This window comes from Pseudomonas sp. RIT-PI-q (assembly GCF_001297125.1).
Taxonomy (GTDB): Bacteria; Pseudomonadota; Gammaproteobacteria; order Pseudomonadales; family Pseudomonadaceae; genus Aquipseudomonas.
Genome location: NZ_LHPC01000031.1, coordinates 131,757 through 152,018 on the forward strand (window position 1 = coordinate 131,757; position 20,262 = coordinate 152,018).

Here is a 20,262-nt window from a genome sequence, read left to right on the forward strand (position 1 = left end):
GCGCACCCCCTGCGGTCAACCATTCAGAATTTTTGTACCAACGTTCAGACTACTTAGAACTTATCTTTCCAAGCACGAAGGGCAGCAAAAACCGCACTCGGAGCCCGGATATCGGATCCGTTCCGTTCGTCCACTTTTTCTTTAACGGATGTTTCACCGGTACGCAAAAACGGGTTTGTGAGCTTTTCAAGGGCCAGAGTGGACGGTAGCGTCATGATACCGGCTTCGCGTTGCCGGGTGACGTTGGCCAGGCGTTCGGCCGTGTCCGGATTGTTCGGTTCGACCGCTGCGGCAAACTTCAGATTGCTCAATGTGTATTCATGGGTGCAGTAGACCTGCGTGTCTTCCGGCAGCGCGGCGAGGCGAGTCAGCGAGGTGTGCATTTGTTCGGGCGTGCCTTCGAACAACCGGCCGCAACCGGCAGCAAACAAGGTGTCACCGCAAAACAACAGGCCCTGATGGTAATAGGCAATATGCCCCAAGGTATGACCGGGCACGGCGATGACGTCAAAGTCGCAGCCCAGCACAGTGACACGGTCATTGTCCTTGAGCGCCACGTCCCGGCCCGGGATGGTTTCGCTGGCGGGGCCGTAGACCTTCGCGTCTGTCGCTTTTTTCAGCTGCTCGACGCCGCCGACATGGTCATGATGGTGATGAGTGATCAGAATATCGCTCAGTATCCATTCAGGATTGGCCGCGAGCCACGCCTGCACCGGCGCGGCATCGCCCGGATCGACGACCGCGCAGCGCCGCGTGTCGGGGTCTTGTAACAACCAGATGTAGTTGTCGGTAAAGGCGGGCAGGGCCCTGATCTGTATCATCGTCGGATTCGCCAAGCGGAAAACAATGGCGCATCTTAGAACTTCCTGACGCGTTGGAGAATGCAATGACCGATAAAGCGTTCGCTCAGGCTGATCCTGACTGGCTGGCGTTGATCAGCGCAGCCCGTGAATGGCTGTCCGGCCCGCTCGGGCAATTTCTGCTGGATGAAGAACGCCGCATGCTCGAAGACGAGCTGGGCCGGTTCTTCGGCGGCTACCTGGTGCATTACGGTCCGTCCGCGCAGACACCGCCGTCGGCACCGCAAGTACAGCGCAATGTACGCCTCGGCGCGCCGTTGCCGGGGGTCGAGATTGTCTGTGAAGAGCAGGCCTGGCCCTTGAGCGAGCATGCCGCCGATGTGGTGGTGTTGCAGCACGGGCTGGATTTCTGCCTGTCGCCCCACGGTTTGTTGCGCGAAGCAGCGAGCAGTGTCAGGCCCGGCGGGCATCTGGTGATCATCGGCATCAATCCCTGGAGCACCTGGGGTTTGCGCCACGTGTTCGCCCATGACGCCTTGCGCAAGGCCCGTTGCATTTCCCCGTCACGGGTCAGCGACTGGCTGAACCTGCTGGGCTTCGCGCTGGAGAAACGCCGCTTCGGGTGCTATCGTCCGCCGCTTGCGTCACCCGCCTGGCAAGCGCGTCTGGCCGGTTGGGAGCGCAAGGCCGGTGACTGGCAATTGTCTGGCGGCGGCTTCTATTTATTGGTGGCACGCAAGATCGTGGTCGGCCTGCGTCCGGTCCGTCAGGAACGACGCGAACCGATGGGCAAGCTGATTCCGCTGCCGATGGCCAAGGTCAACCGTCGCAACATCGAGCCGTAATACACTTTTTATTTCCCGGCCGGGTTCGCCCCGGCCTCGGGCATCGTCGATCACGGATTGGCGAGCCACCGCATTTTCTGGATAGATTGGCATGAGCGATAGCGTAGAACTCTTCACCGACGGCGCCTGCAAAGGCAATCCTGGCCCAGGCGGCTGGGGCGCATTGCTGGTGTGCAAGGGTGTTGAAAAAGAACTCTGGGGCGGCGAAGCCAACACCACCAACAACCGCATGGAGCTGATGGGCGCGATCCGCGGCCTGGAAGAACTCAAGCGTTCCTGCGACGTACTGCTGGTCACCGACTCCCAGTACGTGATGAAAGGCATCAACGAGTGGATGGATAACTGGAAGAAGCGCGGCTGGAAAACCGCGGCGAAAGAACCGGTAAAAAACGCCGATTTGTGGAAGCTGCTCGACGAGCAGGTCAACCGCCACAACGTCACCTGGAAATGGGTGCGTGGGCACATCGGCCACCACGGCAACGAACGCGCCGACCAATTGGCCAACCGTGGCGTGGATGAAGTGCGCGGGTACAAGCAGGCTTGAGCACTCACCAACCCCCTGTGGGAGCCGGGCTTGCCCGCGATGAACGATGACGCGGTTTTGCTGAAAGTCCGCGGCGTCTGCATCGCGGGCAAGCCCGGCTCCCACCTTGTACGCGGTGTTTCTGAAAGCCCCGACGAGCGTGTTAACATCGCCGCTTTTGCACGAATGACCCGTTGAGAGCTGAGCACTGATGGCCACCAGATCCGTTGTACTCGATACCGAAACCACCGGCATGCCGGTGACCGACGGCCACCGGATTATCGAAATCGGTTGTGTCGAGTTGATCGGTCGGCGCCTGACGGGCCGGCATTTTCACGTTTACCTGCAACCGGATCGCGAAAGTGACGAAGGCGCCATCGGCGTCCACGGCATCACCAACGAATTCCTGGTGGGCAAACCGCGTTTCACCGAAGTGGCCGATGAGTTTTTCGAATTCATCAAGGGCGCACAGCTGATCATCCATAACGCGGCGTTCGACGTTGGTTTCATCAACAACGAATTCGCCCTGATGGGCCAGCACGATCGTGCGGACATCACCCAGCACTGCTCGATCCTCGATACCCTGATGATGGCCAGGGAACGTCACCCCGGGCAGCGCAACAGCCTCGATGCGTTGTGCAAACGCTATGGCGTCGACAACTCCGGCCGTGAACTCCACGGCGCCTTGCTCGACTCGGAGATTCTCGCCGACGTTTACCTGACCATGACCGGCGGCCAGACCAGCCTGTCCCTGGCGGGTAATGCGTCCGATGGCAACGGTTCCGGTGAAGGCGCGGACAACTCGGCGACCGAAATCCGCCGCTTGCCGGCTGACCGTCAGCCGACGCGGATCATCCCTGCCAGCGAGGACGACCTGGCCCAGCACGTGGCCCGTCTGGAAGCCATCGCCAAATCGGCCGGCGCTCCGTCGTTGTGGCAGCAATTGGCCGAGGCCAAGGCTCAGGCGTAGACCCTTCGAAAAGATCGCAGCCTCGTTTCACTCGACAGCTCCTACAACGGAATGCGAAACCCCGTAGGAGCTGTCGAGTAAAACGAGGCTGCGATCTTTTGACCTTAAGCGTGCCGCACACCCTACGACCCATTTCAGTGCATGACACTCGCCACATCCGCCTCAACCCTCTACCCTGAGGTGATTGGCAGGCCACAACCTGCCGCCTCAGGACACTGAGCCTCATGTATAAAGATTTGAAATTCCCGGTCCTGATCGTCCACCGCGACATCAAGGCCGACACCGTTGCCGGCGATCGTGTGCGTGGCATCGCCCGTGAGCTGGAGCAGGAAGGCTTCAGCATCGTCTCGGCGGTGAACTACACCGAAGGGCGCCTGGTTGCGTCGACCCATCACGGCCTCTCCTGCATGTTGATCGCCTCCGAAGACGCCAGCACCCACTCGCATTTGTTACAGAACATGGCCGAGTTGATCGGCCTCGCGCGGGTTCGTGCGCCGGATTTGCCGATCTTTGCCCTGGGCGAGCAAGTGACCCTGGAAAATGCGCCCGCCGACGCCATGGCTGAGCTCAATCAGCTACGCGGCATCCTTTATCTGTTCGAAGACACCGTGCCATTCCTCGCGCGTCAGGTAGCCCGCGCCGCGCGCAAATACCTGGACGGTCTGCTGCCGCCGTTTTTCAAGGCGCTGGTGCAGCACACGGCCGACTCCAATTACTCGTGGCACACGCCCGGCCATGGCGGCGGTGTGGCGTACCACAAGAGCCCCGTGGGGCAGGCGTTTCACCAGTTCTTCGGCGAAAACACCCTGCGTTCGGATCTATCGGTGTCGGTGCCGGAACTCGGTTCGCTGCTCGATCACACCGGGCCACTGGCAGAAGCGGAAGCCCGTGCGGCGTGTAACTTCGGCGCTGATCACACCTTTTTCGTGATCAATGGCACCTCGACCGCGAACAAGATCGTCTGGCACTCCATGGTCGCTCGCGATGATCTGGTATTGGTGGATCGCAACTGCCACAAGTCGGTGTTGCACTCGATCATCATGACCGGCGCCATCCCGTTGTACCTGTGTCCCGAGCGCAATGAACTGGGGATTATCGGCCCGATCCCGCTGAGTGAATTCAGCCGCGAATCGATCCAGGCCAAGATCGACGCCAGCCCGCTGACCAAAGGCCGTGCGCCCAAGGTCAAACTCGCGGTGGTGACCAATTCGACGTATGACGGCCTGTGCTACAACGCTGAGCTGATCAAGCAGCAGTTGGGCAACAGCGTCGAAGTGCTGCATTTCGACGAAGCCTGGTACGCCTATGCGGCGTTCCACGAGTTCTTCGCCGGGCGTTATGGCATGGGCACCTCGCGCAGTGACGACGGCCCGCTGGTGTTCAGCACCCATTCCACGCACAAACTGCTGGCTGCGTTCAGTCAGGCCTCGATGATTCATGTCCAGGACGGCGGCGCGCGGCAACTGGACCGAGATCGCTTCAACGAAGCGTTCATGATGCACATCTCCACCTCGCCGCAGTACAGCATCATCGCTTCGCTGGATGTGGCATCAGCGATGATGGAAGGCCCGGCCGGGCGTTCGCTGTTGCAGGAAATGTTCGACGAAGCCCTGAGCTTTCGTCGGGCCCTGGCCAATCTGCGTCAGCACATCGCCGCTGACGACTGGTGGTTTTCCATCTGGCAGCCACCATCGGTGGAGGGCATCGACCGCGTTATTACCGAAGACTGGTTACTGCAACCCGAGGCCGACTGGCACGGCTTTGGCGGCGTGACCGACGATTACGTGCTGCTCGATCCGATCAAGGTCACCCTGGTGATGCCGGGGTTGACCGCCGGCGGCGCCTTGAGCGAACGAGGGATTCCGGCTGCAGTCGTCAGCAAATTCCTTTGGGAGCGTGGGCTGGTGGTCGAAAAGACCGGTTTGTATTCGTTCCTGGTGCTGTTTTCCATGGGCATTACCAAGGGCAAATGGAGCACGCTGCTCACCGAATTACTGGAGTTCAAGCGCAGCTACGACGCCAACGTCAGTCTGGCGAGTTGCCTGCCGTGCGTGGCGCAGGAAAACGTCGCGCGATATCAAGGCATGGGGTTGCGCGATCTCTGCGATCAATTGCACGCCTGTTATCGCAGCAACGCCACGGCCAAACACCTCAAGCGCATGTACACGGTGCTGCCGGAAATCGCCATGAAGCCGGCGGACGCCTATGATCAATTGGTGCGTGGCGAGGTTGAAGCGGTGTCGATCGATGCTCTGGATGGGCGGATCGCCGCAGTGATGCTGGTGCCGTACCCGCCGGGGATCCCGTTGATCATGCCCGGCGAGCGTTTTACCGAATCGACCCGCTCGATCAACGATTACCTGGCGTTTGCTCGTACGTTCGACAGCAGCTTTCCAGGGTTTGTCGCCGATGTGCACGGCTTGCAACACGAAGATGAGGGCAATGGGCGGCATTACACCGTCGATTGCATCAAGGAATGAGGACCTTTCCCAGTATGCAACCGGTTATGAATCCGAAATACCCAGGGCTGTCGGTGCGCGTTGCCGACGACGGCTTCGCGGCCTACATCTGGGGCAGTGATTTCAGTTTTGAAGTCGCCGCCTATGGCGCCGCTGAAATCGGCAAGCCGGTGGAGCAGTGGCCGGTCACGCCGATCACACCTTATCGAAAGTGCTACGGCATCGATCCTGAGGAGTTCAGCAGTTTTCGCGATGCGGCCGACAGCGAGATCTTCATGGCGTATCTCGATGATGAGCCGGTGGGGCATCTGGTGGTCAGCACCAACTGGAACGGCTTTGCCCATATTGACGAGTTGGCGGTGCACGCACCGGCTCGCCGGCATGGCGTGGCCAAGGCGCTGCTGGACGTGGCGCAGTTCTGGAGTCGCAAGAAAAAATTGCCGGGCATCATGCTCGAAACCCAGAACAACAACCTGGGCGCCTGCCGACTGTATGAGCGTTGCGGCTATGTCGTGGGCGGGGTCGATCATCTGCGTTATCGCGGCATCGACCCCAACACCGCCGAAGTGGCGCTGTTCTGGTATCGATTGTTCGATAACCCGCTGGAAAACCCGCTCAGCTCGCCAGCATCGCCGCGGCTTGTTCCGTGACGATGTCCAGCAAGGCCTGAACGGCCGGTGATGGCTCGCCGTTCTTCAGGGTCAACGCATAGAGGCTGATCGGCACTGCCGGCGCGAGCGGGCAGGCGTCCAGTCCGGCCGATTTGGCGCCGAGTGCAGTGAAAGGGTCGACGATGGCCAGGCCTTCGCCGGCTTCGACCATGCTGCGCATCATCTGGTGAGTCTGGACCCGGGTCTGGATGACCGGGGCTGGGCGCAGGGTGTGAAGTTTGTGGTCGAGCGCGGGGCTCAGCGGATCATGACCTTCCAGTCCGACCATCGACTGGCCGGCGAGGTCTTGCAGCGAGATGTACTTCTGTTTCGGTTGCAGCCAGCCGTGGGGCGCCAGCAGCTGAAGTTTGCCCTGGGCAATTACCTGGCAGTGAATGTCGGCGTGATCGGGATCATGCAGGCTCAGGCCCAGATCGCTTTCGCGCAGCAGCAGGCTTCTGACGATTTCACGGGTGGGTTGGCTCAGGAGGCTGCAAGGTACGTCCGGCAAGCGTCGACGTAGCGCCGCGATGCTCTGTGGTAGCAGTTGTTGTGCCAGAGGTGGCGTGCAGATGATTCGTAACGGCGGGGCCTGGTATTGCTTGAGGCTATTGGCCAGGCGCTGCACCGGTTCGAGCGCGTCATAGACGTGGGCGATTTCAACCTGCAACTCCCGCGCCTCGCGCGTGGCCTGCAGGCGTCCACGCACGCTGGAAAACAGCATGAAACCCAACTGATCCTCAGCGTCGCGCAGAATGCGTTCGACCTCGGTCACCGGCAACTGCAGCCATTCGGCGGCGGTGCCCAGGTGACCGGTCTGCAAGAGCGCCTGGATCACTTCGATATGACGTAAACGCATGCGTGAAGTCCATGTTCAGCAGGTGAGGGAGTCAGTGGCTGAATCCTACCCCAAGTCCGCGCATATGACTTCTGCTCATAACACTGGGTTATGAAGCGACGTTGGTTTCCGGCACACCTGTGACGTAGGTATCGGGTTCGCGCACAATCGTGACGTCCGATTGAACCAGCAGAAACTGGTTGTCATCGAGCTTCCTGACGCGATCGCCAATGGCCAGCTTATAAGTGGTGACAGGCACCGAGCCGGTGAGACCGTCTGCCGACGGGGTGGATTCCTGGAACTCATGCACGGAATAAACGCGGCCTTCCGCGTCTCTTGCATGGAACTGACCGACGAGTACTGCTGCCATCTGTTTAGAACCTCTGGAGATAAATCACTCAATTTGCGGCTCTGTAGACCGTGGTTGGGCGAGGTAAGTTTTCCTACAGGAAAAAAATAGTCAGGGGCGGTGATTTTAAGCCGTCCACTGGGTGAATCGTCATCTATAACTACAAGTTCTTTCTATTCGAACAGTCGAGAATCTTCCATGAGCAATGTCTATACGATCGCAGTTCTGGTCGGCAGCTTGAGAAAGGAATCGATCAATCGCAAGGTGGCGCTGGCCCTGGCCGAACTGGCGCCTGCCAATCTTAAGCTCAATATCGTCGAAATTGGTGATTTGCCGCTCTACAACGAAGACATTGATGGTGCTTCACCGCCGGCAGCCTACAGCACTTTTCGGCAACAGGTGAGCTCATCCGACGCGGTGCTGTTTGTGACCCCGGAATACAACCGTTCGGTGCCGGCGCCCTTGAAGAATGCGATTGACGTGGGTTCGCGCCCCTACGGCAAAAGCGCCTGGAGCGGCAAGCCCGGCGCAGTGATCAGTGTTTCACCGGGAGCGGTCGGCGGTTTTGGCGCCAACCACCATCTGCGTCAGTCGATGGTTTTCCTCGATGTGCCGTGCATGCAGCAACCTGAAGCGTACATCAGCGGTGCCGGTACAGCGTTCGACGAGGCGGGCAAGTTGTCCGAGGCGCTCAAACCGTTCTTGCAAAAATTCATTGATGCCTATGGGCAGTGGGTAGAACAGCACAAAAAAGAGTGAACAACCCTGTATCTGTAGGAGCCGAGCTTGCTCGCGAAGAGGCCATCACATCCAACAACTATGTTGACTGATACACCGCTTTCGCGAGCAAGCTCGGCTCCTACAGGGGCAGGGTTATGGGTTATTGGGGGTGAGCAAGCGGCTGCAGATCGTCGTTTCCACTTCCGACAGCCAGGCGGCGGCTTGTTCCGTCGTCGCTTGTGTGACCACGCAATAACGACGCCCGCCCCAGGCCATGATCACCCAGGCATCGATGGTTGCTGTGGACGGTTGTGTGGGCAAGTCGCTACAGGCTGCGAAGGCTTCACGCCATTTTTGCGCCAGCTCCTGGAACACCCGTCGATGATGTTTGGATTCGGCGATCTGGTGTTCGATAGCCAACACGTCATGGTTAAACAGTGGTTGCCCGGCATCGCTGGGGTCGCAGGTCAGGCGGATCAGACGCTTGATTCGGGTTGGCCAGTCCAGGTCGTTTGCTTTAATGACCTGTTCATCCAGGTGCTGAAGCAAGGTATCCAGACAATGCCGGATGTACCCCGACAATAAGGCTTCCTTGCTCGGGAAATAATCGTACAGCGTGCCGATGGCAACACCGGCTTCCAGCGCCACCTCGCGAGTGGTCAAGCCCGACCAGCCGTCGCGCCGCCAAATCCGAACAAATGCCTCGTAAATCGCCTCCACGGTGAAAATCGCCCGCGCCTGGCTCGGCCGTTTCAACGGCTTCGCGCGGGGATTGAGGGTGTGGGCGCTGACCCTGGAGTTTCCGAACCCGCTCTTCATCGGCTGCCACTACTCTGGTGCTACCCGCCACATCGTCATAGCAGGAGTCTGAAAGATGCAAAGCCCAGGCACGGTAACACGACTGATCACGCGCAAAAACGCCCTCGACGAAAGCCGAATCGAGCAGGAGCAACGTAGCCTGATTCCGAATGCCGGAGAGGTAATCGTGAAGATTGACCGGTGTGCGTTGACCACCAACAACATTACCTACGCCGCTTATGGCGATTCGATGAACTACTGGGAGTTTTTTCCTACAGGGCTGGCGGATTGGGGGCACGTCCCTGCGTGGGGCTTTGCCGATGTCGTGGCGTCCGCTGTTGAAGGCATCAAGGTAGGAGAGCGCTTCTACGGGTATTTCCCGATTGCCAGCCATCTATGGATGCGCCCGGAGCGGGTGACTGAGCGTGGGTTCTACGACGCTGCCGAGCATCGGCTAGAATTGACGTCGGCTTACAACCAATACACCCGTTGCAGTTGGGATTCGTACTACAGCCCCGAAACCGAAAACCTGCAGATCTTGCTCAAGCCACTGTTTCTGACCTCGTCGATGCTGGCGGACTTCCTGCAGGACAAGGAATTCTTTGGCGCGACTCGGTTGGTATTTTCCAGCGCATCGAGCAAAACCGCCTATGGCACGGCGGTGTGCCTGGACAATCGGCCCGGTCTGGAGCGCGTGGCGCTGACGTCTGCGGGTAACAAGGCGTTTGTCGAAAAGCTCGGGTGTTATGAGCGAACGGTGTCGTATGCGGAGTTGGCGAGCCTGGAAAATGACCGTCCAACCCTTTATGTGGGTTTTTCCGGCGACCTGGATCTACGTGACCAGGTGCACCAGCACTTTGCCGGGCAATTGGTTTACAGCTGCTTTGCCGGACCGGCGCAAAGTACCGGTGAAGCTCGGCTGACAGCCATCGAGGGGCCTCAACCGGTGTTCTTTTTCGCGCCGATACAAATCCGCAAGCGCAATGCCGACTGGGGTCCGGAAGGCGTCAGTCAGCATATTGGCGAGGGCTTGCAGCAGTTTTATCGACAGGTGACTTCGGTAGAAAACCCATTGCTGGAAGTGGTTGAGAGCAAGGGCTATGAAGCGGCGCAGAACGTCATTTCCCGACTGTTTCATGGCCAGGTCGCCCCGGTGGAAGGGCACGTAATCCGCTTATAAACCCAAACAGGTCCCCTGTAGCAGCTGCCGAGCCTGCGAGGCTGCGTTCGGCGGCGAAGCCGTCGTAAATCCTGTGCGCGAGGTTTTCCTGACACACCGCGTTGCCTGATTTCACGACGGCTACGCCGCCGAACGCAGGCTACGCCGCCGAACGCAGGCTTCGCCAGCTGCTACATAAGGCACGGTGTTTGCGAGACTTCGCTTTACTGTATATTCGAAATTCCATATATTTCACGCCTCGTTTGTCCAGAGGCGTGTTCCCTATGTCTGACCCCCGTGGTCCCGTCGATATTTTCAAGGCCCTGGCCGATGACACGCGCAGTCGTATCGCGCTGCTGATCGCCCGCGAGGGCGAGTTGTGCGTGTGCGAGCTGACCGCCGGGCTCGACCTCAGCCAACCGAAGATCTCGCGTCATCTGGCGCAATTGCGCAGCAACGGGTTGCTGGCGGATCGCCGTCAGGGCCAGTGGGTTTTTTATCGCCTGCACCCACAACTATCACCTTGGGTCATCAGCCTGTTGCAGGGCGCGCTGGCCGCCAACGTTGAATGGCTCGCCGCCGATGTTGACCGTTTGCAAGCGATGGCTGACCGGCCGGTTCGCTGCTGCTGATGTTTTCTCCACTTTTTGAAGGCTGCCCCGGATGCTCGTAGCGTCGTTGATTTTCTTGCTGACCATCACCCTGGTGATCTGGCAACCCAAAGGCCTGGGCGTTGGCTGGAGTGCGGTGCTCGGCGCGGTGTTGGCGCTGATTTTCGGGGTGGTGCACCTGGCAGACATTCCGCTGGTGTGGCAGATCATCTGGAATGCGACCGGCACCTTTGTCGCGTTGATCATCATCAGTCTGTTGCTGGACGAGGCGGGTTTTTTCGCCTGGGCGGCGCTGCATGTGGCGCGTTGGGGGCGGGGCAGCGGACGCAAACTGTTTGCGTATATGGTGCTGCTCGGTGCGCTGGTTTCGGCGTTGTTCGCCAATGACGGCGCGGCGCTGATTCTCACGCCCATCGTGATCTCCATGTTGCTGGCATTGCGTTTTTCTCCGACCGCGACCCTGGCGTTCGTGATGGGCGCCGGGTTCATTGCCGACACCGCGAGCCTGCCGCTGGTGGTGTCGAACCTGGTGAACATCGTTTCCGCGGACTTCTTCCACATCGGTTTCAATCGCTATGCGGCGGTGATGATCCCGGTCAACCTGGTGAGCGTCGCAGCCACCCTGGCCATGCTGATGTGGTTCTTTCGGCGTGACATCCCCAAGGCTTACGACCCCGAACAACTCGAGCACCCCGAAACCGCGATCCACGACAAAGCCACGTTCTACGCCGGTTGGGCGGTGCTGGTGATTCTGTTGCTCGGCTGCTTTGCCCTGGAACCGTTGGGCATACCGATCAGCGCGATCTCGGCGGTGTGCGCCGCGTTGCTGTTGGCCATCGCCGCCCGTGGTCACAAGATTTCCACGCGCAAGGTGATCAAAGAAGCGCCGTGGCACATCGTGATTTTCTCGCTGGGCATGTATCTGGTGGTCTATGGCCTGCGCAATGCCGGGCTCACCGGGTATCTGGCCGGTTGGCTGGACGGCTTTGCCGGTTACGGCGTCTGGGGCGCGGCCATGGGCACGGGCGTGCTGACGGCGTTGCTGTCGTCGATCATGAATAACCTGCCGACGGTGTTGATCGGTTTGTTGTCGATCGATGCCAGCCAGGCGACGGGGGTGGTGAAGGAGGCGATGATCTACGCCAACGTCATTGGTAGCGATCTGGGGCCGAAAATCACCCCGATTGGCAGTTTGGCGACGTTGCTGTGGTTGCATGTGCTGGAGCGCAAGAGCATTCGGATTGGCTGGGGGTATTATTTCAAGGTCGGGATCGTGTTGACGGTGCCGGTTTTGTTGGTGACGTTGGCGGCTTTGGCGGTGCGGTTGTCGTTCTAGACCGAGTTGGCCCTATCGCGGGCAAGCCCGCTCCCACAGGGATCTTCGACGTAAGAAAATCCTGTGGGAGCGGGCTTGCCCGCGATGGGGTCCATCCAATCACCACAAAACCTCAACCATTGCCCGGCACATTCGGCCAAAGATCCGCCACCAGAAACAGCCGCTCCGCTTCCTCCCAATCACCATCGGCATTCTCGGTCAGTCGCACCAGCAATTGCGCTGGTGCCAACGGTTCCAGATCGCTCAGCCAGGCATTCAGTTGTTCCATGCTCCAGGTCTGCTCGACCGGATAATGCGCCGGCGCCAGCCAGGCGTGGCGGGGCAGGGGCTGCCAGCGCCCGAATGGTCGCTGCACCACAAACGCCGCCCAGTCTTTCTGATGCAGCCAACTACCGCGCAGGTGCTGCGGATGCGCGCCGTTCGGTGGCTCGGCGGGTCCCGGCCATGGATACAGCAAATAGCCGCCTAGCCACAAATGCGCACTGAATTGCTGGATATCCAGCGCCGCCAGCACTTCGCGACTCTCCGGGCGAGCGGAAATCGGCAATTGATGCTGAGCCAGGTGCGCCAGCTTGCGGTCCAGCCGGTCATGGCAGCCGGGGCCGAGCCATTGCGCGGTGTCGTGGCCATCGCCGTTTTGTGGTCCGAGGTAAAGTTTGATCGCCAATTCCAGGTGATGCACGCCGTCGCGATCCCGCAGCAGCATGTCCAGCTCGCCCAGCGTGTGGCCTTCGCGGCGGATCGGCATATTGGCGGCAATCAGGTCGATACCCGGCGCGTGGCGCACGGCGTATTGCCACAGCCGTTCATAGTACAAACCCAGGCGCCGGGTTCTGGCCTGAGCCAGCCAGTGCAGCAAGTCATAACTGTCGCGGTCGAGTTGCCGAAGCCAGTGTTCCAGCCGCTCCGGCGCCTGCACCCAATCACTGCCGGCCAACGGATGACGCTGCGGCCACGGGGTTTCGCCCAGCATTGGCGGCGCGAGGATTACCCACGCCAGATCACGCACTTCGGGATGGCGTAACTGGTGGGGCAACTGGAGCAAGTCTGGAAATAGGATCATCTTGCGAGCATAGCCTCAATCGTGAGTACACCGTTGTGGCTGAAAGGATTTTGTCTATCCCGCGCTTTCGCCCATAATCGTGTTTTTCGTCGCCGCAGACTGTAGGGACACCATGGAGCAATTTCGTAATATCGGCATCATCGGTCGCCTGGGCAGTTCCCAGGTGCTGGATACCGTCCGCCGACTGAAACGGTTTCTGCTCGATCGTCACCTGCATGTGATCCTCGAAGACACCATCGCCGAAGTGCTACCGGGTCATGGCTTGCAAACCTCGTCGCGCAAGATGCTCGGCGAAGTGTGTGACATGGTGATTGTGGTCGGCGGTGACGGCAGCCTGCTGGGCGCCGCTCGCGCGCTGGCTCGCCATAACATTCCGGTGCTCGGCATCAACCGGGGCAGCCTGGGTTTCCTCACCGATATCCGTCCGGATGAACTGGAAGTCAAAGTCGCCGAAGTGCTCGACGGCCATTATCTGGTGGAAAACCGCTTCCTGCTGCAAGCCGAAGTCCGCCGCCACGCCGAGGCCATTGGTCAGGGCGATGCGCTGAACGACGTGGTGCTGCACCCCGGCAAATCGACGCGGATGATCGAGTTCGAGCTGTACATCGACGGCCAATTCGTCTGCAGCCAGAAGGCCGACGGCCTGATCGTCGCCACGCCCACCGGTTCGACGGCCTACGCGCTGTCGGCGGGCGGACCGATCATGCATCCCAAGCTCGACGCTATTGTGATTGTGCCGATGTACCCCCATACCTTGTCGGGTAGGCCGATTGTGGTCGATGGCAACAGTGAGCTGAAAATCGTCGTGTCCAAAGATATGCAGATTTACCCGCAAGTCTCCTGTGACGGGCAGAACCACTTCACCTGCGCGCCCGGTGACACCATCACCATCAGCAAGAAGGCGCAAAAGCTGCGGCTGATTCACCCGCTCGACCACAACTACTATGAGGTCTGCCGGACCAAGCTCGGCTGGGGCAGTCGGTTGGGTGGTGGAGGCGACTGATGCTCGATCCCGCGCGAGGCTACGACCTGATCGGTGACGTGCACGGTTGCGCTCTGACCCTTGAGCACCTGCTCGACCGGCTCGGCTATCACAAGCAAGGTGGCGTCTGGCGGCATCCGTCGCGTATGGCGGTGTTTGTCGGCGACATCATCGACCGCGGCCCGCGTATTCGCGAGGCGCTGCACATCGTCCACGACATGGTCGAGGCCGGCCAGGCGCTGTGCATCATGGGCAACCATGAATTCAACGCACTGGGCTGGAGCACCCCGGCGCCTCCGGGCAGCGGTAAGCAATTCGTGCGTGAACACACCCCGCGCCACGCTCGCTTGCTGGGTGAAACCCTGACCCAATTTGAAAACCACCCAGGCGACTGGCATGACTTTCAGCAATGGTTCTATGAATTGCCCTTGTTTGTGGATGCCGGACGCTTCCGGGTGGTGCACGCCTGTTGGGATTCCGGCCTGATCGAACCGCTGCGCGCACTGTTCTCCGATGGCTGCGTCGATGAACATTTCCTCCAGGCCTCCGCAATACCGGGCAGTTTCGCTTGCACCGTGTTCGACCGCCTGCTGCGCGGCACCGACATGCGCTTGCCCCATGGCTTGACCATGACCAGCGGCGATGGCCTGACGCGTTCGTTCTTCCGCACCAAGTTCTGGGAAGACGACCCGCAAACCTACGGAGACATTGTGTTCCAACCCGACGCCTTGCCCGATCCAGTGGCCCGTACGCCGCTGTCGTCCACCGAAAAAAACACCCTGCTGCGCTATGGCGTCGACGAGCCCTTGTTGTTCGTTGGCCACTACTGGCGCAGCGGCAAACCGGCCCCGATCCGTCCGAACCTGGCCTGCCTGGATTACAGTGCGGTGCTCTACGGCAAACTGGTCGCCTATCGTCTGGATCAGGAAACCCGTCTCGATCCGCATAAATTTGTTTGGGTCGATGTCGAGCGACCGGAGGTGCTGCAATGAGTACCGTAGCGGTTTTGCGCCTGCCGTTGGCGGTGGACCTGAGTGGGTTCGTCAAACTGCTGCAACGCATGCAGGTGCCGCATCGGGTCAGCGAAGAATCGGGCGAACAAGTGCTCTGGGTGCCGGCCAATATCAGCGAAGACGTCCGTTCGTTGTACGAGCGTTTCCCGGCGGGTGATCCCGATCAGCAACTGGACATACCGGTGGCGCAAACCCAGCGCCGTCCCGGGTTTGTCGAGCAGTTGCGCTACGCCAAGGCGACGGCACTGGTGCTGTTGCTGAGCTTGATTGTCGGCGCGGTGACGCTGTTGGGCGAAAACCTCGACACGATGCGCTGGCTGACTTTCCTCGATTTCCGCGTTGTCGGCGAGTACATCCACTTCGTGCCGTTGGCCGACAGCCTGGCGGCGGGGCAGTGGTGGCGTCTGGTGACGCCGATGCTGATTCACTTCGGCATCCTGCACTTGGCCATGAACGGCATGTGGTACTGGGAACTGGGGCGGCGCATCGAGTCGCGTCAGGGCAGCATCAACCTGGTCGGCCTGACCCTGCTGTTCGCCCTGGTGTCCAATTACGCCCAATATTATTTCAGCGGCCCGACCTTGTTCGGCGGGTTGTCCGGCGTGCTGTATGGCTTGCTCGGGCATTGCTGGATTTTCCAGATATTGTCGCCGAACCCGGCTTATCGCCTGCCGCGCGGCGTGCTGGTGATGATGCTGGTGTGGCTGTTGCTGTGCCTGTCGGGGCTGGTCTCGATGATCGGCTTCGGTGAAATTGCCAATGCGGCCCACGTCGGCGGGTTGCTCGTCGGATGCTTGACCGGTTTGTTGGGCGGTTTGTACAACCGCCGTAAACTGGCCGTCTAAAACAGTTACGTAAATCAAAGAGCGCGGAGCCCTTGATGTCCTCTTTTAACGAAATGATCCAAAACATCACCCCCGATATCTACCAGAGCCTGAAGCTGGCGGTGGAAATCGGTAAATGGTCCGACGGCGGCAAACTCACCGCCGAACAACGTGAACTGTCGCTGCAAGCGATGATCGCCTGGGAAATCCAGAACCTGCCCGAAGAACAGCGCACTGGTTACATGGGCCCGCAGGAATGCAGTTCGAAGTCGATCAGCGTGCCGAATATTCTGTTCAAGTCGGATGCCGTCCATTGATTGAGATTGGCCGTGGTGCAATCAGTAAAATGTCGGCGCGCCTTGACGGGCCGAACGTGCAATACGCGTTTCGCCTGGGTGACACTGAGGTCCCGGTCAATCCATTGATCGGCAGCACAGTGCGACTGGAATACCTGGGGGCGATTTTTTGCTCCCATTGCGGACGCAAGACCAAAACCAGTTTCAGCCAGGGTTATTGCTACCCGTGCATGACCAAACTGGCCCAGTGCGACCTCTGCATCATGAGCCCGGAGCGTTGTCACTACGACGCCGGCACCTGCCGTGAGCCGGAGTGGGGCGAGAAGTTCTGCATGACCGATCACATTGTGTATCTGTCCAATTCGTCAGGGGTGAAGGTCGGGATTACCCGCGCCACCCAGCTGCCGACCCGCTGGATCGATCAAGGCGCCCGTCAGGCCCTGCCGATCATGCGCGTCTCGACCCGTCAGCAGTCGGGTTTCGTCGAAGACCTGTTCCGTAGCCAGGTAGCCGACAAGACCAATTGGCGGGCGTTGCTCAAGGGCGATGCGATTTCGGTGGATCTGGCGCAGGTTCGCGATCAACTGTTTGAAAGCTGCGCCGAAGGTTTGCAAGGTTTGCAGGAACGATTCGGCCTACAGGCAATCCAGACCATTGCCGATGTCGAACCGCTTGAAATTCGCTATCCGGTCGAGCAATACCCGGCCAAGATTGTCAGCTTCAACCTGGACAAGAATCCGATTGCCGAAGGCACGCTGTTGGGGATCAAGGGCCAATACCTGATTTTCGACACCGGCGTGATCAATATTCGTAAATACACGGCCTATCAGCTCGCCGTGCATCAGTAGAAGGACTCCAGCATGCGCACCGAACAACCGAAGATGATCTATTTGAAAGACTATCAGGCGCCTGAATACCTGATCGACGAGACGCACCTGACCTTCGAGTTGTTCGAGGACCACAGCCTGGTCCATGCGCAACTGGTGATGCGCCGCAATCCTGAACGCGGCCCGGGCCTGCCGCCGCTGGTGCTGGACGGCCAGCAACTCGACCTGCTGTCGGTGACGCTGGCCGACCGCGAACTGAGCGACGCTGACTATCAGCTGACCGAGAACCACCTCACCCTGCACCCGACCAGCACCCGCTTCACGGTCGATACCAGCGTCAGAATCCACCCGGAAACCAACACCGCGCTGGAAGGCCTGTACAAGTCCGGCACGATGTTCTGCACCCAGTGCGAGGCCGAAGGCTTCCGCAAGATCACTTATTACCTCGACCGCCCGGACGTGATGAGCACGTTCACCACCACAGTGGTCGCCGAGCAGCACAGCTATCCGGTGTTGCTGTCCAACGGCAACCCGATTGCCAGTGGTCCCGGCGAAGACGGCCGGCACTGGGCGACCTGGGAAGACCCGTTCAAGAAACCGGCGTACCTGTTTGCGTTGGTGGCCGGTGATTTGTGGTGTGTCGAAGACACGTTCACCACCATGACCGAGCGCTCCGTGGCGCTGCGTATCTACGTCGAGCCGGAAAACATCGACAAGTGCCAGCACGCCATGAACAGCCTGAAGAAGTCGATGCGCTGGGACGAAGTGGTCTACGGTCGCGAGTACGATCTGGACATCTTCATGATCGTCGCGGTCAACGATTTCAACATGGGCGCCATGGAGAACAAGGGCCTCAACATCTTCAACTCCAGCGCCGTGCTGGCCCGCGCCGAAACCGCGACCGACGCTGCGCACCAGCGCGTCGAGGCAATTGTCGCCCACGAATACTTCCACAACTGGTCGGGCAACCGCGTGACTTGCCGCGACTGGTTCCAGCTGTCGCTGAAGGAAGGCTTCACCGTGTTCCGTGATTCGGGTTTCTCCGCCGACATGAACTCGGCCACGGTCAAGCGCATCCAGGACGTGGCCTACCTGCGGACCCACCAGTTCGCCGAAGACGCCGGCCCGATGGCGCACGCCGTGCGCCCGGACAGCTTCATCGAGATCTCCAACTTCTACACCCTGACCGTGTACGAAAAGGGTTCGGAAGTGGTCGGCATGATCCACACCTTGCTCGGGGCGGAAGGTTTCCGCAAAGGCAGCGACCTGTACTTCGATCGCCATGACGGCCAGGCCGTGACCTGCGACGATTTCATCAAGGCGATGGAAGATGCCAACGGCGTCGACCTGACCCAATTCAAACGCTGGTACAGCCAGGCCGGTACACCGCGTCTGGCGGTGAGCGAGTCTTACGATGCTGCGGCGAAAACCTACAGCCTGACCTTCCGCCAGAGCTGCCCGGCCACCCCGGACAAGGTTGAAAAACTGCCGTTCGTGATTCCGGTCGAGCTGGGACTGCTGGACAGCAAGGGCGGCGAGATTGCCCTGCGTCTGGACGGTGAAGCCGCGGCTGGCGCTGCTTCCCGCGTGATCTCGGTGACCGAAGCCGAGCAGACCTTCACCTTCCTCGACATCGCTGAAAAGCCACTGCCTTCGTTGCTGCGTGGCTTCTCGGCACCGGTGAAACTGAGCTTCCCGTACGACCGCGACCAGTTAATGTTCCTGATGCAGCACGACAGCGACGGCTTCAATCGCTGGGATGCCGGTCAGCAATTGTCGGTACAGGTGCTGCAAGAACTGATTGCCCAGCAACAGAAGGGCGAGGCGCTGGTGCTGGATCAGCGTCTGGTTTCAGCCTTGCGCACGGTGTTGGCCGACGAGACGCTGGATCAGGCCATGGTCGCAGAAATGCTGTCGCTGCCGGGCGAGGCGTATCTGATTGAAATCAGCGAAGTGGCTGATGTCGATGCCATCCACATTGCTCGCGAGTTCGCTCGCAAGCAGTTGGCCGATGGTTTGTTCGAGGCGCTGTGGCTGCGTTATCAGGCAAACCGCGATCTGTCGAAGAAGACTCCGTATGTGGCTGAGGCGGAGCACTTTGCCCGTCGTGCGTTGCAGAACATTGCGTTGTCGTACCTGATGTTGAGCGGCAAGCCGGAAGTGTTGGCGGCGACCCTTGAGCAATTTGAAACCAGCGACAACATGACCGAGCGCCTGACGGCGTTGGCGGTGTTGGTCAATTCGTCGTTCGAAGACGAGAAGGCCAAGGCCCTGGCCAGTTTTGCCGAGCACTTCAGCGACAACCCGTTGGTCATGGATCAATGGTTCAGCGTCCAGGCGGGCAGTGTCTTGCCGGGTGGCCTGGATCGAGTGAAGGCGTTGATGGCGCATCCGGCGTTCAACATCAAGAACCCGAACAAGGTGCGCGCGTTGGTCGGTGCATTTGCCGGGCAGAACCTGATCAACTTCCACGCGGCGGACGGTTCCGGGTATCGCTTCCTGGCGGACCTGGTGATCGAGCTGAACGGGTTTAACCCGCAGATCGCTTCGCGCCAACTGGCGCCGCTGACTCGTTGGCGCAAGTATGACGATGCTCGTCAGGCGTTGATGAAGGGCGAGCTGGAGCGGATTCGCGCTTCGGGTCAGTTGTCGAGCGATGTGTTTGAAGTGGTCAGCAAAAGCCTGGCTTGAATCTGCTTTGCTCCTGCGGGGGTCACTCGAACCCTGTAGGAGCTTGGCTTGCCAGCGAAGGCGGACTGATAGCCAACCTGTTTTTTTTGAATGAGTACATATCCATTGCTTCGGTAACGGCTGCTTATGGTTTCGCTCTTACAGCGACTCCCTTTTGCAGACGCCCAAAAGGAAGCAAAACGCTTTGCCCCTCCATTCGGTGCCTCGCTTAGGCTCGGCATGCCGTAACGAAGGCATTGCTCCGGGGGCCCGCCGCCATCGGCCATCCCTGGCCCAGAGTGTGCAAAAACGTGGAAACAAACCCTTGCTATGATTTCCCAGAATTTATCGCAAGGGTCGCCCATGAAACGCTTCATCCAAGGTGAACATCGAGGTCAAAGCACCTTGCTCCCCGAGAGCCTGGACGATTACGTCAGCGACACCAATCCGGTGCGTGTTGTCGATGTCTTCGTGGATGAGCTCGACCTTATCACCTTGGGTTTTGAAAGCGCTGTTCCGGCTGAAACGG

General features: G+C 59.7%; 20 protein-coding genes and 1 pseudogene. 16 read left to right on the forward strand and 5 right to left on the reverse strand.

What is annotated here, in order from left to right:
• Positions 1-53 precede the first annotated feature (53 nt).
• Entirely contained in the window at positions 54-821 is a 768-nt protein-coding gene (gloB, locus tag AEQ67_RS17265) for a hydroxyacylglutathione hydrolase (RefSeq protein WP_059405047.1), read from the reverse strand.
• A 65-nt stretch (positions 822-886) separates the two neighbouring features.
• Here gloB and AEQ67_RS17270 point away from each other — a divergent pair, with 65 nt between their 5' ends.
• From AEQ67_RS17270 to AEQ67_RS17290, 5 genes are all read left to right on the forward strand, one after another.
• Complete coding sequence (locus tag AEQ67_RS17270; protein WP_059405048.1) at positions 887-1,645, forward strand: class I SAM-dependent methyltransferase; 759 nt, start codon at positions 887-889, stop codon at positions 1,643-1,645.
• Positions 1,646-1,736: 91 nt separating this feature from the next.
• Positions 1,737-2,189, forward strand: a complete 453-nt coding sequence (gene rnhA, locus AEQ67_RS17275) for a ribonuclease HI (protein ID WP_008028618.1) — start codon at positions 1,737-1,739, stop codon at positions 2,187-2,189.
• Between the two features lie 190 nt (positions 2,190-2,379).
• Positions 2,380-3,138, forward strand: coding sequence for a DNA polymerase III subunit epsilon (dnaQ, locus tag AEQ67_RS17280; RefSeq protein ID WP_059405049.1), 759 nt, complete (start codon positions 2,380-2,382; stop codon positions 3,136-3,138).
• A 224-nt stretch (positions 3,139-3,362) separates the two neighbouring features.
• Positions 3,363-5,618, forward strand: a complete 2,256-nt coding sequence (locus AEQ67_RS17285) for an Orn/Lys/Arg decarboxylase N-terminal domain-containing protein (protein ID WP_059405050.1) — start codon at positions 3,363-3,365, stop codon at positions 5,616-5,618.
• A gap of 14 nt (positions 5,619-5,632) precedes the next feature.
• On the forward strand, positions 5,633-6,247 hold the full coding sequence (locus tag AEQ67_RS17290) for a GNAT family N-acetyltransferase (protein WP_059405051.1): 615 nt from the start codon (positions 5,633-5,635) through the stop codon (positions 6,245-6,247).
• Here the strand turns inward: AEQ67_RS17290 and AEQ67_RS17295 are convergent.
• Together AEQ67_RS17295 and AEQ67_RS17300 are read right to left on the reverse strand one after the other, a co-directional pair.
• Positions 6,213-7,106, reverse strand: coding sequence for a LysR substrate-binding domain-containing protein (locus tag AEQ67_RS17295; RefSeq protein WP_059405052.1), 894 nt, complete (start codon positions 7,104-7,106; stop codon positions 6,213-6,215). The genes AEQ67_RS17290 and AEQ67_RS17295 overlap by 35 nt on opposite strands.
• 88 nt (positions 7,107-7,194) lie before the next feature.
• Positions 7,195-7,455, reverse strand: coding sequence for a hypothetical protein (locus AEQ67_RS17300; RefSeq protein WP_059405053.1), 261 nt, complete (start codon positions 7,453-7,455; stop codon positions 7,195-7,197).
• A 177-nt stretch (positions 7,456-7,632) separates the two neighbouring features.
• On the opposite strand from AEQ67_RS17300, the gene AEQ67_RS17305 reads away from it, so the two are divergent.
• Positions 7,633-8,193, forward strand: coding sequence for an NADPH-dependent FMN reductase (locus AEQ67_RS17305; protein ID WP_059405054.1), 561 nt, complete (start codon positions 7,633-7,635; stop codon positions 8,191-8,193).
• Between the two features lie 114 nt (positions 8,194-8,307).
• Here AEQ67_RS17305 and AEQ67_RS17310 read toward each other — a convergent pair whose 3' ends face one another.
• A complete protein-coding gene (locus AEQ67_RS17310) occupies positions 8,308-8,874 on the reverse strand; it encodes a TetR/AcrR family transcriptional regulator (RefSeq protein WP_442965642.1) in 567 nt (188 codons plus the stop codon).
• Between the two features lie 154 nt (positions 8,875-9,028).
• Between AEQ67_RS17310 and AEQ67_RS17315 the strand changes: the two genes are divergently transcribed.
• From AEQ67_RS17315 to AEQ67_RS17325, 3 genes are all read left to right on the forward strand, one after another.
• On the forward strand, positions 9,029-10,132 hold the full coding sequence (locus AEQ67_RS17315; protein ID WP_059405056.1) for a DUF2855 family protein: 1,104 nt from the start codon (positions 9,029-9,031) through the stop codon (positions 10,130-10,132).
• A 263-nt stretch (positions 10,133-10,395) separates the two neighbouring features.
• Positions 10,396-10,743, forward strand: coding sequence for a metalloregulator ArsR/SmtB family transcription factor (locus AEQ67_RS17320; RefSeq protein ID WP_059405057.1), 348 nt, complete (start codon positions 10,396-10,398; stop codon positions 10,741-10,743).
• A 31-nt stretch (positions 10,744-10,774) separates the two neighbouring features.
• Positions 10,775-12,058 carry an arsenic transporter gene (locus AEQ67_RS17325; RefSeq protein ID WP_059405058.1) on the forward strand — a complete coding sequence of 428 codons (1,284 nt, stop codon included), beginning with the start codon at positions 10,775-10,777 and terminating at the stop codon, positions 12,056-12,058.
• 112 nt (positions 12,059-12,170) lie between these two features.
• Here AEQ67_RS17325 and AEQ67_RS17330 read toward each other — a convergent pair whose 3' ends face one another.
• Positions 12,171-13,121, reverse strand: a complete 951-nt coding sequence (locus AEQ67_RS17330) for a DUF1853 family protein (protein ID WP_059405059.1) — start codon at positions 13,119-13,121, stop codon at positions 12,171-12,173.
• 112 nt (positions 13,122-13,233) lie between these two features.
• Here AEQ67_RS17330 and AEQ67_RS17335 point away from each other — a divergent pair, with 112 nt between their 5' ends.
• The 7 genes and pseudogenes from AEQ67_RS17335 to AEQ67_RS35210 all read left to right on the forward strand — a co-directional run.
• The gene (locus tag AEQ67_RS17335) at positions 13,234-14,124 is read left to right on the forward strand and encodes an NAD(+) kinase (protein WP_010459816.1); all 891 of its coding nucleotides are present in this window, start codon (positions 13,234-13,236) and stop codon (positions 14,122-14,124) included.
• Positions 14,121-15,095 carry a metallophosphoesterase gene (locus AEQ67_RS17340; RefSeq protein ID WP_442965644.1) on the forward strand — a complete coding sequence of 325 codons (975 nt, stop codon included), beginning with the start codon at positions 14,121-14,123 and terminating at the stop codon, positions 15,093-15,095. The genes AEQ67_RS17335 and AEQ67_RS17340 overlap by 4 nt, the downstream gene beginning before the upstream one ends.
• Positions 15,092-15,961, forward strand: a complete 870-nt coding sequence (locus AEQ67_RS17345; protein WP_059405061.1) for a rhomboid family intramembrane serine protease — start codon at positions 15,092-15,094, stop codon at positions 15,959-15,961. The genes AEQ67_RS17340 and AEQ67_RS17345 overlap by 4 nt, the downstream gene beginning before the upstream one ends.
• Positions 15,962-15,996: 35 nt before the next feature.
• On the forward strand, positions 15,997-16,257 hold the full coding sequence (locus AEQ67_RS17350) for a YeaC family protein (RefSeq protein ID WP_059405062.1): 261 nt from the start codon (positions 15,997-15,999) through the stop codon (positions 16,255-16,257).
• The gene (locus tag AEQ67_RS17355; RefSeq protein ID WP_059405063.1) at positions 16,254-17,084 is read left to right on the forward strand and encodes a DUF2797 domain-containing protein; all 831 of its coding nucleotides are present in this window, start codon (positions 16,254-16,256) and stop codon (positions 17,082-17,084) included. The genes AEQ67_RS17350 and AEQ67_RS17355 overlap by 4 nt, the downstream gene beginning before the upstream one ends.
• A gap of 12 nt (positions 17,085-17,096) precedes the next feature.
• Positions 17,097-19,754: an aminopeptidase N gene (pepN, locus tag AEQ67_RS17360; RefSeq protein ID WP_059405064.1), complete on the forward strand. Its 2,658-nt coding sequence runs from the start codon at positions 17,097-17,099 to the stop codon at positions 19,752-19,754.
• Between the two features lie 342 nt (positions 19,755-20,096).
• Positions 20,097-20,262: pseudogene (locus AEQ67_RS35210) on the forward strand (IS5/IS1182 family transposase); the annotation flags it as partial.

What these genes read in the sequence shown, in the direction of transcription:
- gloB (WP_059405047.1), bottom strand. Translation starts at nt 821, where the DNA reads ATGATACAGATCAGGGCCCTGCCCGCCTTTACCGACAACTACATCTGG.
- AEQ67_RS17270 (WP_059405048.1), top strand. Translation starts at nt 887, where the DNA reads ATGACCGATAAAGCGTTCGCTCAGGCTGATCCTGACTGGCTGGCGTTG.
- rnhA (WP_008028618.1), top strand. Translation starts at nt 1,737, where the DNA reads ATGAGCGATAGCGTAGAACTCTTCACCGACGGCGCCTGCAAAGGCAAT.
- dnaQ (WP_059405049.1), top strand. Translation starts at nt 2,380, where the DNA reads ATGGCCACCAGATCCGTTGTACTCGATACCGAAACCACCGGCATGCCG.
- AEQ67_RS17285 (WP_059405050.1), top strand. Translation starts at nt 3,363, where the DNA reads ATGTATAAAGATTTGAAATTCCCGGTCCTGATCGTCCACCGCGACATC.
- AEQ67_RS17290 (WP_059405051.1), top strand. Translation starts at nt 5,633, where the DNA reads ATGCAACCGGTTATGAATCCGAAATACCCAGGGCTGTCGGTGCGCGTT.
- AEQ67_RS17295 (WP_059405052.1), bottom strand. Translation starts at nt 7,106, where the DNA reads ATGCGTTTACGTCATATCGAAGTGATCCAGGCGCTCTTGCAGACCGGT.
- AEQ67_RS17300 (WP_059405053.1), bottom strand. Translation starts at nt 7,455, where the DNA reads ATGGCAGCAGTACTCGTCGGTCAGTTCCATGCAAGAGACGCGGAAGGC.
- AEQ67_RS17305 (WP_059405054.1), top strand. Translation starts at nt 7,633, where the DNA reads ATGAGCAATGTCTATACGATCGCAGTTCTGGTCGGCAGCTTGAGAAAG.
- AEQ67_RS17315 (WP_059405056.1), top strand. Translation starts at nt 9,029, where the DNA reads ATGCAAAGCCCAGGCACGGTAACACGACTGATCACGCGCAAAAACGCC.
- AEQ67_RS17320 (WP_059405057.1), top strand. Translation starts at nt 10,396, where the DNA reads ATGTCTGACCCCCGTGGTCCCGTCGATATTTTCAAGGCCCTGGCCGAT.
- AEQ67_RS17325 (WP_059405058.1), top strand. Translation starts at nt 10,775, where the DNA reads ATGCTCGTAGCGTCGTTGATTTTCTTGCTGACCATCACCCTGGTGATC.
- AEQ67_RS17330 (WP_059405059.1), bottom strand. Translation starts at nt 13,121, where the DNA reads ATGATCCTATTTCCAGACTTGCTCCAGTTGCCCCACCAGTTACGCCAT.
- AEQ67_RS17335 (WP_010459816.1), top strand. Translation starts at nt 13,234, where the DNA reads ATGGAGCAATTTCGTAATATCGGCATCATCGGTCGCCTGGGCAGTTCC.
- AEQ67_RS17345 (WP_059405061.1), top strand. Translation starts at nt 15,092, where the DNA reads ATGAGTACCGTAGCGGTTTTGCGCCTGCCGTTGGCGGTGGACCTGAGT.
- AEQ67_RS17350 (WP_059405062.1), top strand. Translation starts at nt 15,997, where the DNA reads ATGTCCTCTTTTAACGAAATGATCCAAAACATCACCCCCGATATCTAC.
- pepN (WP_059405064.1), top strand. Translation starts at nt 17,097, where the DNA reads ATGCGCACCGAACAACCGAAGATGATCTATTTGAAAGACTATCAGGCG.